This window comes from Streptococcus sp. Marseille-Q5986 (assembly GCF_946902915.1).
Taxonomy (GTDB): domain Bacteria; phylum Bacillota; class Bacilli; order Lactobacillales; family Streptococcaceae; genus Streptococcus.
On the sequence record NZ_CAMPPY010000001.1, the window covers coordinates 488,216 to 500,311 of the forward strand.

A 12,096-nucleotide genomic window follows, 5' to 3' on the forward strand; every position below is an offset into this window, starting at 1 on the left:
TTATTATGAAAATCATTATCCAACGGGTTAAAAAAGCCCAAGTGAGTATCGAAGGTCAGGTACGGGGAAAAATTAATCAGGGACTCTTATTGCTGGTCGGTGTTGGCCCAGAGGACCAAGAGGAAGATTTGGATTATGCTGTGAGAAAGCTTGTCAATATGCGAATTTTTTCAGATGCAGAAGACAAGATGAACCTATCTGTCAAAGATATTGAAGGGGAAATCCTTTCTATTTCCCAGTTTACCCTCTTTGCGGATACTAAGAAGGGCAATCGTCCCGCCTTTACAGGTGCAGCCAAGCCGGATATGGCAGTTGCTTTCTATGAGGCATTCAATAAAAAATTAGCTCAGGAAGTCCCCGTTCAGACAGGTATCTTTGGAGCGAATATGCAGGTGGAGCTAGTCAATGATGGACCAGTCACCATTATTTTTGATACTAAAAACAGATACTAAATTGAGGAATACCGCATAAATACAGTATCTATCAGCAAAAAAATAAAAGAAAATAAGGTAAATTACAATGAAATTACAACAAATGAAAGAGCCTTATGTAATGACTTATAAAGAGAAATACAGAGCTATAAGAAATTGATACTTGAAACAGAGCGTCTATTTCTATGGCATGAAACAGCAGATTATTTCAGTTCTGCTTGATTACCATAGACTTATCGGGCTATGATTTGTCAAGGGCTTGTTGCGTAAGCAATGCTAAATAGCACCCTTTACAAATCATAGCTGATAAGTAGCCTTTCAAAAGCAGAAAAGAAATGGCAATGCTTATAACAGCATGATATAATACAAATAAAGATAAATTTCGATTTATAAGAGACGACAAAATTAGCAGTTGGAGGAAAAAACATGAAGAAAAAACGTAAAAAATACAAAAAGATAATAATGATTTTTGTAATAATATTGTTTATCGTACCTGTTGCTACGATTGGGCTGTATAAAACAGGCATTTGTGATTTTGATTTTTTTAAAAATGTCTACAAAAAAATCGATTTTCGACTGAATACAAATGAGCTTAATATTTCGCAGGATGCTCTTTCATTTTCTGTTTATGATATTGAGCAAGGAAAATATTTATTTTACGAGGGCGATAATCAGTCGCCTACAGTAGCAAGTTTGGCAAAATTATTTGTCATTGATTATGCTTTGGAAAAAGTTGCTTTAGAAGATATTGTTGAAGTAAATCAAGAGGTATTGGAACTTGTGCCGCCGGGTTCGTCTTTAGCATATCTGTATGCTGGGGACTATACAGTTAAACAAATAATGGAGGCTTTGCTTGTTCCTTCCGGAAATGATGCTGCCTATGCATTAGCATACCATATCGCTAAAAACGAACTGGGAGAAGGCTACACAGCAACAGAATATATTGATTATTTTATGACAGGAGTTAGTAAGCATTTAATCGAAGAGGGTTATTCTAAAACAAATTTGTATAATGACCCAAGTGGGGCTTCTATGCAAGCTTATACTCATTTAGATGACATTAACCGTGTAGCCTTAAAACTTCTAAATTATGGTTTTGTTAGAGAATGTATAGGGATAAGTTCTTTCTCAATTGAAACTCCACAAGGTGAAATCACATGGAAGAATACGAATGAGTTTTTAGATAAAAATTCACCGTACTATAATGCGAATGTAAAAGGAATGAAAACGGGAACTATGGCATCTTCTTACAGCATAGTTGTTCTTTATGAAAAAGATGGAAAAGAATATTTGATAACTTGTTTGGCGGCATTATCAAACGAAGGAAGATATAAAGCGGTACAGTCTGCTATCAATACGATTATTAAATGATGATGAAATATCTCTTTTAAGCGAGTGTTAAGTTCCAGTTTGTGTGGGAAATACACTCAAAATTTCGACAACCGACGGAGTGATCCGCCAGCGGTGGCGGTCGTAAGACATACCGCCACGCCAGCTTGCTGGCGAGCCGTTCAAAGCTCCCGTTTGACTAACAGGGGGTACTATTACAAGAAACAAGATACAAAACAATTACAAAAATCCCGATATGAAACGATGTACGAAGTTATAAGAACTTACTGCACTTCACACCCTGTCATTTCTACCCGACAGGTCGAAAACAGCATATCGGAAACACAAACTACAAGGTGTATATTCCTATGGGCGTATGCTTTTTTGATTGGAGGAATAAACATGAATGACATGGATTTTATCGAAGCATTGAAAACAAAACGGAATGCCTGCGGTTATTCCCAAAGCAGACTGGCAAAGGAACTGCATATCAGCAGGCAAAACTTGAATGAAATTGATAACGGAAAAACAAGAGCCAGCAAGGAAATGAAGCATACGCTCCTGCATTATCTGGACTACTGCAAATGCACACAGCCTTTTACGCTGAACATTGATTATCTGCCTGTATGCTTCCCTACTACGGATGCATTGGAGATTATCAAAAACGTGCTGTCTATGAAAGTAGAATACTTTATCCATGAAGATTATGGACTGTTTGGCTATGAGGAACTATACCGCTATGGCGAGATTATCGTTACCGCTTCTATGGGCGTTTTACTGGAATTAAAGGACATGGGCTGTCGGCATTTAGAACACGTCTTACAGGCAAGAGGTGTAGGCTGGTACAATTTTTTGAGCCGTTGCATGGACTATGAGGGTATCTTTAAGCGTCTGGACTTGGCTGTCAATGATATGGGCGGACTGCTGGATATAGAAATCCTAAGAGAACGCTATTACGCCGATAAGGTATGGAAACGCTCAAGGAAATATGAGGGCGGAGTAGTCATCCAAGGTGCTTCTGGGCTCTTGATCAGGATTGCCAAATGTTGTAACCCTGTTCCAGATGATGATATCGTTGGTTATATTACCAAGGGTCGTGGTGTAGCTATTCACCGTGTAGACTGTATGAACCTTCGCTCACAGGAAAATTACGAGCAGCGTCTACTCGATGTTGAATGGGAAGACCAATTCTCAAGTAAGGAGTATATGGCTCACATCGATATCTACGGGCTCAACCGTTCTGGTCTATTGAATGATATCTTGCAAGTCTTATCAAATACAACTAAAAATATCTCAACCGTTAACGCCCAACCAACCAAGGATATGAAATTTGCCAATATCCATGTCTGCTTTGGTATTTTCAACCTCTCTACACTGACTACAGTAGTTGATAAGATTAAGAGTGTACCAGAAGTCTACTCAGTCAAACGGACCAATGGTTAAGTTGGCTTGATATAATCAGAAAGGATTGCTATGAGAATTATCGTTCATCGTGTCAAGAAAGCTCAAGTTTCTATTGAAGGTCAAGTATATGGGAAAATCCAGCAGGGGCTCTTACTCTTAGTAGGTGTTGGACCTGAGGATCAGCAGGAAGATTTGGAGTATGCTGTGAGAAAACTTGTCAATATGCGAATTTTCTCAGATGCTGAAGGCAAGATGAACCTATCTGTTAAGGATATCCAAGGCGAAATCCTCTCCATCTCTCAGTTTACTCTGTTTGCCGACACCAAAAAAGGCAATCGTCCAACCTTTACAGGGGCAGCTAAACCAGATATGGCGGAAGCTTTCTATCAAGAATTTAACCAAGAACTAGCCAAGGAAGTTCCTGTTGAGACAGGAGTCTTTGGAGCAGATATGCAGGTGGAACTGGTCAATGATGGCCCAGTAACCATCATCCTTGACACCAAAAATAGATAAGAAAAACCAAGCTGGGCTTGGTTTTTCTTATCTATCATAAAATACTCCAACAAGAAATGGGTTCTTGATAGGCTTTTGGGAAATCTTGTTTTAGGCTTTGGCAGGTGCGATAAGAAGGGATGAGATGTCCCAGGATGAGGAGAGTTCCCTGAAGGAAAAGTGGGACACCACTTAAACATATCAAGGAGAGAATCATCAGGATATCCCATAGAAGGATTTGTAAGGCAAAACGCCAGAATCTTGGTCTAATCTGGGAATAGAGTTGACTAAAGTGGTCACAAAGTTGATTAGAAAGATAGGTCAATAGCATAGGATGAAAGAAAATGAGCCAACCGCTATAAATCAAAATCCAATCCCAAGTAAGGCTCTCTTTAAATGTTAAAAATGCCAGCATAATTCCATCGATGATAAGGAGTTGAATGGTTTTGATGTAGATGATTTTTTTCATGATAAAACCTTCTTTTTATATGTTAACGGATAAATATTTTATATAATTATTATATAATAGTCTTGTAAAATATTCAACCGTTAATATATAAGAGGAGGAAAAAATTATGATTTATCTTAAGAAACTGATAACAGTTGTTACAAGTATTTTTCTGTTGACTCCTATTCTATTACCGAATATAAGTGTTTTAGCCAATGAAAATATCACTATGAATACTAAAACTGATGAAATTTCTTCTTTAAAAAATGATTTAAGTCAACCATTTGTTGAAGTGATTGGGAATGATTCAGTAAAGTTGACTTATTTAGATGGATCAATTGATTTGCTTGAAAAGAGAGAGGATGGAATTTACAGGAATAATCAATTGTTTTTGTCATTAACAAGTTTTGAATTAAATTATTCCTACTTTAGAAGTGCTTATTCAGATTGGGTATATGTAGGAGGTAGTGAAGGAGGTCAGATAGAAATTCTCAATTAAAAAATATTGCTGCATTTATATATGGAAGGCTTATAAGCATGATTGGAGGACCATTAGTAGGTACCATAACTGGAGCACTTATGGCAATTTTACCAAGTAATCCTCCAGGGGCTTATAGCAGGGTTCGAACTTATTATAATCATAGTAAGAGACAATTTAAAATAGTGACTTCTTACTATGAAAATTCAAACTTTAGTGGTTATATTACTACGACTACAGAATATTTAATTGTTCCTGCCAGTTAGAACCATCATTTATTTTACAACTAAATTAACGATTGGGTATAGGCAGTGATATTACTATCATTGTATAAGTAATAATGAGACTTTACAAAAAGTCTTTAAAATCAGCAAGACGCATAGTGTGAGGTGTTGAAAAACTTTGATACTATGCGTTTTATTTCAGTTTCCTTCTATTATCTAGCTTCTATCTAGCTTCCTTATCATTCCAGACAAATAAAGCTCCGATTGCATTGAGGATATAAAAGATGTATTTACCGATATTGGCGAAGTTTCCTTGAATACCAGCCTTTGTTAGCTAAACGAAATTGTAAATCAACCAAAATCCCCACTGAATTGTTAATTTTAATGCATTCAAAGCATTGGCAATGAGGGACAGTGCAAATGCAATAGTTGTTACGTAGGCAAGGAGATTCATCTTATCACCATAGCCGATATAGTTGGTCAAAAATGCAAAGAGGAAGGCGATGATTGAAATGATGATGGTCGCAATTTTACCTGTTTTTGGCTCATTTGGTTGGGTCTTCCTTCTTGTGAAGCTTCCGATTTCTTAATAGCAAAGGTATAAATGAGGAAAGTGACAGGATAGGTGATAATGACCGCCTTATTTCCAAGGATATAATCAATGGTACCAGACAAAATCGTATTGACAATACCAAAGTAATTTCCCCATTTGCTTAATTTTCCCGTGAAACGAGTGGACAACATGGAAATCCCAACATTGGTTACGGAAATCAATCCAGAGGGTACAAGAGCTGTCCATGGTTCCCAGTCTACGAATTTATCGAGTCGGGAGTTGAGGTAACCAGATGCAATCGCAATCTCGAAGAGGTCAAACCATGTTTAAGGTATCTTTCTCGTTTTTTATCATAACCATTCTACAACTAAATGAGAGTAACATCAAATGTTAGAAATAAAACCCTGAAAATCAAGCTTTCAGGGTTGGTAGGGGACTTGAGAAATTAGTCGATTTTCTCAACATAGAGTTGTTTGGCGATTTCTAGGCTGACTTGGAGTTCTTCATTTTTGTGAATCAGAGTGAAGGTATTAGAGAAGCCATCAAACTGCTTGACTTGGACTTGGTCTCCAATATGAATGCTGTGTTTTTCCAAATATTGGAGAAGTTCAAAGCTATCATGGACTCGAGTCAGTAGATAGGTCCCTGCTTCTTTGGTATCTGCTAGTGGTAAGTTATTGATTTCGACCAGGAGCTCTCCCTTAGCTGGGATGGTTCCTCCATGAGGACAGGTTTTTGGGAAGCCTAACATTTTGTCTAATCTCTCGACGAAAAAGTCTGAAACCGTATGTTCTAATACCTCAGCTTCGTCATGAATCTGGTTACTGGTATAATCAAGATGGTGAACTAGAAAGACTTCAATCAACCGGTGTTTGCGATAGAGTTCTGAGACCAGTTTGAGACCGATATCTGTCAATAGATAGCCGTTCTCCTTGTTCTTGAGGATGAGATTTTCACTTTTCATGCGTTTGATCATCTCTGTTACAGCAGGTGGAGAGACCTGCATACGGGCAGCAATTTCTTTATTGGTGATTTTCTGCATCTCCGTACCGATTTCATAAATACATTTTAGGTAGTCTTCTTTATTTGGCGTCATTCGTTTCCTCTTGTCTTTTCTCTCCATCTAGTATATCAAAAAAAGCTAGATTTCTCTAGTCTTCTACCCTAATGGCTTTAATTTTAGTCCAGTTCTTTCACTGCAGCAATAGCAGCTTCAAAGTCTGGTTCCGTGTTGATATTGTCAACGTATTCTACATAACGGATGACATTGTCAGTATCGAGAACAAAGACGGCACGTGCAAGGAGATGCCATTCGTTGATCAAAAGGGCATAATCGCGCCCGAAAGAATGGTCAAAGTAGTCTGAAAGCATGATGGCATTGTCAATGCCTTCAGCACCACACCAACGTTTTTGGGCAAAGGGTAGGTCCATAGAAACGGTAAGAACGACGGTATTGTCAAGGTTGGCAAGTTCCTGGTTGAATCGACGTGTTTGCGTTGAGCAGATGCCTGTATCGATAGAAGGCACAACGCTCAAGACTTTTTTCTTTCCATCAAAGTCAGCTAGTGTTTTTTTAGAGAGATCTGTTGTAGTGAGAGAAAAGTCGAGTGCCTTGTCGCCGACTTGCAGTTGTTTACCTGTAAAGGTTACAGGATTTCCGAGAAAAGTTACCATAAGATACTCCAATCTTTTTTCTTCCATTTTAGCTGAAACGGTCAGAATTTTCCAATGATTTGACCGGAAATATGGGCATAGAAAAAACGCCAGCTCGTGTGAGAATGACGTTTTTCAGAGGCTTATTTTGCCAATCCTTCAGCAATCTTGTCAAGGTTGTATTTCATCATGTTGTAGTAGCTGTCGCCTTCTTTACCTTGTTCTGCGATAGAGTCAGTAAAGATTTGTGCGTAGATTGGGATGTTTGTGTCTTTAGAAACAGTTTTCATTGGACGGTCATCCACACTTGATTCTACAAAGAGTGATGGAACTTTTGATTGGCGAAGTTTTTCAACCAAGGTCTTGATTTGGTCAGGTGTTCCTTCTTCTTCAGTGTTGATTTCCCAGATATAGGCACTTGGGACACCGTAGGCTTTAGAGAAGTATTTGAAGCATCCTTCGCTGGTTACGATGAGTTTTTTCTCAGCAGGGATATTGTTAAATTTCTCTTTAGCTTCCTTGTCAAGTTTGTCTAGCTTATCAGTATATTCTTTGAGATTTTTTTCGTAAAATTCCTTGTTGTTAGGATCTTTAGCGCTCAATTGTTTTGCGATATTTTTAGCAAAAATCATACCGTTTTCAAGGTTGAGCCAAGCGTGTGGGTCTTCTTTGCCTTTTTCGTTTTGACCTTCAAGGTAGATAACATCAACGCCTTCGCTGACTGCAAAGTAGTCTTTGTTTTCAGTTTTCTTGGCATTTTCTACCAATTTTGTAAACCAAGCATTGCCACCTGTTTCAAGGTTGATCCCATTATAGAAAATCAAATCAGCTTGAGAAGTTTTCTGAACGTCTTCAGGAAGTGGTTCGTATTCGTGTGGGTCTTGACCAACAGGAACGATACTGTGAAGATCAATCTTGTCGCCAGCAATATTTTTAGTAATATCAGCGATGATTGAGTTAGTGGCAACAACTTTTAGTTTTTGACTAGAAGCTGCATCTTTTTTTCCACTAGCACATGCTACAAGAGCAATGACGGAAAGAAAGAGAACGAGTAATGTACCTAATTTTTTCATTAGATCCTCCAATTTTATTGGGGCTTTGCCCCTTATTTTAACAAATGTTTATTTTTTAGTTTCAAATATCGTTGTTTTGGAGCGATAAAGAAACTAATGAGAAAGAAACTAGCGGCTGTAAGCACGATACTAGAACCTGCCGCAACGTTAAAGCTATAGCCGATAAAGAGTCCTAAAACTGAAGCAGTGGCTCCAAAGGTTGAGGAAAGGAAAATCATGCTTTTCAGGCTATTAGCATATAGATAAGCAGTTGCCGCTGGGGTAATCAGCATGGCTACAATCAGGATAGTTCCGACACTTTGCATGGCTGTCACAGACACGAGAGTTAGGAGTACCATGAGTAAGTAGTGATAGAAATTGACAGGCATTCCCATGGCTTTAGCCAAGAGTTCATCAAAGGAAGTGATCAAGAGTTGCTTGAAGAAAATCCAGATTAACAAGAGAATGGCTGCTCCCACACCCACAGTAATAAACATATCTGTATCTTGGACGGCCAGGATATTACCAAAAAGGATATGGAAAAGGTCGGTTGAACTTTTAGCGACACCAATCAAGATGATACCGAGGGCTAAGAAAGAAGAAAAGGTAATGCCGATGGCGGTATCGCTTTTGATAATCGAGTTTCCCTTGATGTAGGTAATGATGATAGCAGCTAGTAGTCCAAAGGCAATGGCTCCGATAAAGAAGTCAAGGCCCAAGATAAAGGAGAGGGCTACACCTGGCAAGACAGCATGTGAAATGGCATCTCCCATGAGTGACATCCCGCGTAGGATGATGAAACATCCCACAGCTCCAGCTACGACCCCGATGACAATAGCTGTTATCAAGGCATTTTGTAAGAAATGGAATTTTTGCAATCCATCGATAAATTCTGCAATCATAGGTCACCTCCATTGAAAAATAGTCGATTACCGTAAGCTTCTTTGAGATTGGCTTTGGTAAAGGTTTCTTTGGTTGGGCCAAAGGCAATGACTTCTCGATTGACAAGTAAGACTTGATCAAAGTAGTGGGGAACCTTGCTGAGGTCGTGGTGGACGATGAGAACTGTCTTACCAGCTTTTTTCAGATCTCTCAGCGTATTCATGATGATTTCCTCACTGACTGAGTCAATCCCAACAAAGGGTTCATCCAAGAGGATATAGTCGGTTTCCTGCACCAAACATCTGGCAATCAAGACCCGCTGGAACTGACCTCCAGACAGTTGACTGATTTGCCGTTCAGCGTAGTCAGCTAGGTCGACGATTTCAAGGGCCTCTTGCACTTTCTTCCAATGTTTAGCCTTTAAACTTCGAAAGAGAGGGATAGAGGGAAAGAGTCCTAACGAGACACATTCCTTGACCTTGATGGGAAAGTTGTAGTCGATATGGATTTTTTGTTCGACATAGGCGACTCGATGTAAGGATTTTTTAACTTCCTTGTCATCTAGAAATGCCTGACCTTGATGTGGGATAATTCCCAGCATCCCTTTTAATAATGTTGATTTCCCAGCACCGTTTGGACCAATGATACCGGTAATTGTTGGTCCATGGAGCACTAGTGAAATATCCTTAAGTGCCAACGTTTCTTTGTAGGAGACACTTAGGTTTTCGATATGTATCATATAGTTGTATTCCTTTCGTTTCTTATCGTTTCTTAGTATACATTAAAAAAGAAATTAAGTCAAGTTAATTTTTGAAAAAATTAAAATAAGGTATTGAAAAATCTTTACACCTCACGCAAGGGAATCGATATATCAAACAGGCTGTGACCATGTCGGGATTAATCGCAGCACATTCTACGGATCCAGTTTTTTCTTCTTTTTACAATTGAATTTCTCAAATAGGAAGCAAGATGAAGCCGATTATTGCTTGGGCTCATAAGATTCTCAGAATCATTTACAAACTATAGTGGATTGAAGTTAGAATAGTATAATATGACTTCTAATTCATTTTTAGAAATTCATTGAAATCAGCCAATCGATTTGTTCACATTTTATTTTGATCTACTATAGTCTCTATTAAGCAGACTTATCAAAAATCATAACCCCCCGTCAAACGGGTGGTTTGTACTAGGGCTATAAGCCCAAATTACCAGCCAGCGCCTAAAGACGCTGGCTTTCACTTTGTTCAAGCCTTATTGCTCTTGACTCGTCACTTGCCTCTCAAAGAGGCGTTAGTATTACTTACCACTATCCCTAAAGGGGTCCTCATATTCTTTTACACCCAATTTATCTAGTGCTATATCATGCTTTACTCGTTCTCAAATTTTTATACTCGTGAAGAAATCATCCACTGGATAATTTCTTTACTCTTGAATATATTTCTTAATTGTGGCTTCATTGAGCCCTACTGTGCTCACATAATAACCTTCTGCCCAGAAATGCCGATTCCCAAACTTATACTTGAGATTGGCGTGTTTATCAAACATCATGAGTGCACTTTTGCCTTTTAAATACCCCATAAAACTTGAAACACTTATCCTCGGCGGAATACTTACTAACATATGTACATGATCAGGCATTAAGTGACCCTCGATAATTTCAACACCTTTATAACCTACATAAGCGATGAAATATTTCGCCTAAACTACTTCGATATTGATTATAGATAACTTTTCGTCTATACTTAGGGGTGAACACAATGTGATAGAACACCTCCACTTTGTGTGCGATAAACTATGAGCCTTTTGTGCCATATTTTTCTCCTTTCGCTTTACAATTGGCTTGAACACCTTTATTGTATCGCGTTCGGAGTTTTTTTGGTATAACCTTCGACGCGCACCCGCATAGCGGGTGGTCTTTTTGTCTCGCACCTAACGGAGCGAGACGGACTAATAGTCACATAAGAAAAGGCGCTAGAACTGAGGAAACAGTTCTAACGCCTAAATTAAAAAATTCAATTACAGTATAGTATTGGAATGCCCACCGGACGCCCTGCCAACAATCCCTTAATTTGTTCAATTATCAAGTCTGTATCAAAGGACAAAGGATGGTCATAGTTGGTTTTGACACGCTCTTCAAATGTCAAGTGAAACTGATTCTTGTAGTATGAATCATGCTCAATCATAGAAATCTTTTCCAGCAGGGAAATAGGATAAAATAGATCTTGAAACACTGGTTTTATCACTAGAACCACCTGTAACTCCGATAATGATTGGTTTATTTTGTATGCTATCTTCCCTTCAATTTTTTATCTGCCACCTATTCTATAGTAAGTTGAAACTAGAATAGTACGCCGCGGATGCTAAAACATTTCTAGAAATTAATTTGATTTCCCTAATCAAGTTGTTCATAGCTTATTTCAATCTACTGTATCATATTTTTAGGAAAATTTATAGTCTCATCAGCAAAAAACACCAGAGTCTCCCCTCTGATGTTCGATAGTTTTAACGAAAGCCTTGTAGGGTTTGAGCAAGCATCTGCAAGAAAGCCAGCTTCCCTCTCTCTTTGCTAGGTGCTTTGGCAATCTGTAAACCAAAATCAATCACGGACTTAGGGGCTTGATAATGATGTGTCATGAGATAAAGGGACAACCCTTGACTCAATTTGGCCATGACTGATTGATATTTTTCATTTTTGTTTAAATCTTGTATAGAAAGACGAAATAGGTCACTCAACTCACTATTTTCATTTATTTCTTTTTGATGAAGAAGATGCTCTACCCTTTCTCGAAATTCAACTTGCATCATGGAATTATTACACCAAATCCTGGTCTAGGTGCCCATGGACCATAATTAATCCATCCATTGACTATTACACTTCCAGTGTACCCCCAAAATTCTCCAGGATTGATACTACATTTTGCTCTACCGTTAACGTCTACACAATACACTCCTGGGGCTAAATTCCTACTAGAACCTGTAATGGACTCTAAATATTTATCTGAAAGAATTTCAAATTGCTTCATTATAATAATACCTCTAAATTTCTATATAGATTATTCGAGTATCGACAACTCGTAACAGTTGGAATCGATCTCTTAGAATTATTTTACTATCAATCCTTGGTTTTGTCAAGAAATTGCTACCTATCAT

At 38.3% G+C, this 12,096-nt stretch carries 11 protein-coding genes and 5 pseudogenes; 6 read left to right on the plus strand and 10 right to left on the minus strand.

Going from position 1 to position 12,096, the window contains the following annotated elements:
- Positions 1-5 precede the first annotated feature (5 nt).
- The 5 genes and pseudogenes from dtd (OVN21_RS02590) to dtd (OVN21_RS02610) all read left to right on the plus strand — a co-directional run bounded on the left by dtd (OVN21_RS02590) (position 6) and on the right by dtd (OVN21_RS02610) (position 3,677).
- Positions 6-452 carry a D-aminoacyl-tRNA deacylase gene (gene dtd, locus OVN21_RS02590; RefSeq protein WP_267247151.1) on the plus strand — a complete coding sequence of 149 codons (447 nt, stop codon included), beginning with the start codon at positions 6-8 and terminating at the stop codon, positions 450-452.
- A 405-nt stretch (positions 453-857) separates the two neighbouring features.
- Positions 858-1,802 (plus strand): serine hydrolase, encoded by a 945-nt coding sequence (locus OVN21_RS02595; protein WP_267247152.1) that lies wholly within the window; start codon positions 858-860, stop codon positions 1,800-1,802.
- Positions 1,803-2,171: 369 nt separating this feature from the next.
- A pseudogene (locus OVN21_RS02600) lies at positions 2,172-2,609 on the plus strand (helix-turn-helix domain-containing protein); the annotation flags it as partial.
- A 135-nt stretch (positions 2,610-2,744) separates the two neighbouring features.
- Positions 2,745-3,203 (plus strand): annotated as a pseudogene (locus OVN21_RS02605) (ACT domain-containing protein); the annotation flags it as partial.
- Between the two features lie 30 nt (positions 3,204-3,233).
- Positions 3,234-3,677 (plus strand): D-aminoacyl-tRNA deacylase, encoded by a 444-nt coding sequence (gene dtd / locus OVN21_RS02610; RefSeq protein WP_267247153.1) that lies wholly within the window; start codon positions 3,234-3,236, stop codon positions 3,675-3,677.
- A gap of 34 nt (positions 3,678-3,711) precedes the next feature.
- On the opposite strand, the gene OVN21_RS02615 is transcribed toward dtd (OVN21_RS02610), so the two are convergent.
- Complete coding sequence (locus tag OVN21_RS02615) at positions 3,712-4,125, minus strand: hypothetical protein (protein WP_267247154.1); 414 nt, start codon at positions 4,123-4,125, stop codon at positions 3,712-3,714.
- Between the two features lie 106 nt (positions 4,126-4,231).
- Between OVN21_RS02615 and OVN21_RS02620 the strand changes: the two genes are divergently transcribed.
- Entirely contained in the window at positions 4,232-4,603 is a 372-nt protein-coding gene (locus tag OVN21_RS02620; protein ID WP_267247155.1) for a hypothetical protein, read from the plus strand.
- 426 nt (positions 4,604-5,029) lie between these two features.
- Here OVN21_RS02620 and OVN21_RS11055 read toward each other — a convergent pair.
- The 9 genes and pseudogenes from OVN21_RS11055 to OVN21_RS02670 form a co-directional block, all read right to left on the minus strand.
- Positions 5,030-5,580: pseudogene (locus tag OVN21_RS11055) on the minus strand (nicotinamide mononucleotide transporter).
- Positions 5,581-5,804: 224 nt separating this feature from the next.
- Complete coding sequence (locus OVN21_RS02635; RefSeq protein ID WP_267247158.1) at positions 5,805-6,455, minus strand: metal-dependent transcriptional regulator; 651 nt, start codon at positions 6,453-6,455, stop codon at positions 5,805-5,807.
- Positions 6,456-6,538: 83 nt separating this feature from the next.
- Positions 6,539-7,033, minus strand: a complete 495-nt coding sequence (tpx, locus tag OVN21_RS02640; protein ID WP_267247159.1) for a thiol peroxidase — start codon at positions 7,031-7,033, stop codon at positions 6,539-6,541.
- Positions 7,034-7,155: 122 nt separating this feature from the next.
- On the minus strand, positions 7,156-8,085 hold the full coding sequence (locus OVN21_RS02645; protein WP_267247160.1) for a metal ABC transporter substrate-binding protein: 930 nt from the start codon (positions 8,083-8,085) through the stop codon (positions 7,156-7,158).
- 32 nt (positions 8,086-8,117) lie between these two features.
- The gene (locus tag OVN21_RS02650; protein ID WP_267247161.1) at positions 8,118-8,966 is read right to left on the minus strand and encodes a metal ABC transporter permease; all 849 of its coding nucleotides are present in this window, start codon (positions 8,964-8,966) and stop codon (positions 8,118-8,120) included.
- On the minus strand, positions 8,963-9,685 hold the full coding sequence (locus OVN21_RS02655; protein WP_138335311.1) for a metal ABC transporter ATP-binding protein: 723 nt from the start codon (positions 9,683-9,685) through the stop codon (positions 8,963-8,965). Before OVN21_RS02655 ends, OVN21_RS02650 begins: the two co-directional genes overlap by 4 nt.
- 557 nt (positions 9,686-10,242) lie before the next feature.
- Positions 10,243-10,758, minus strand: a pseudogene (gene tnpA / locus OVN21_RS02660) (IS200/IS605 family transposase).
- A 218-nt stretch (positions 10,759-10,976) separates the two neighbouring features.
- Positions 10,977-11,232: pseudogene (locus OVN21_RS02665) on the minus strand (uridine kinase); the annotation flags it as partial.
- A 216-nt stretch (positions 11,233-11,448) separates the two neighbouring features.
- Positions 11,449-11,751 (minus strand): bacteriocin immunity protein, encoded by a 303-nt coding sequence (locus OVN21_RS02670; RefSeq protein WP_267247162.1) that lies wholly within the window; start codon positions 11,749-11,751, stop codon positions 11,449-11,451.
- Between the last annotated feature and the right edge of the window lie 345 nt (positions 11,752-12,096).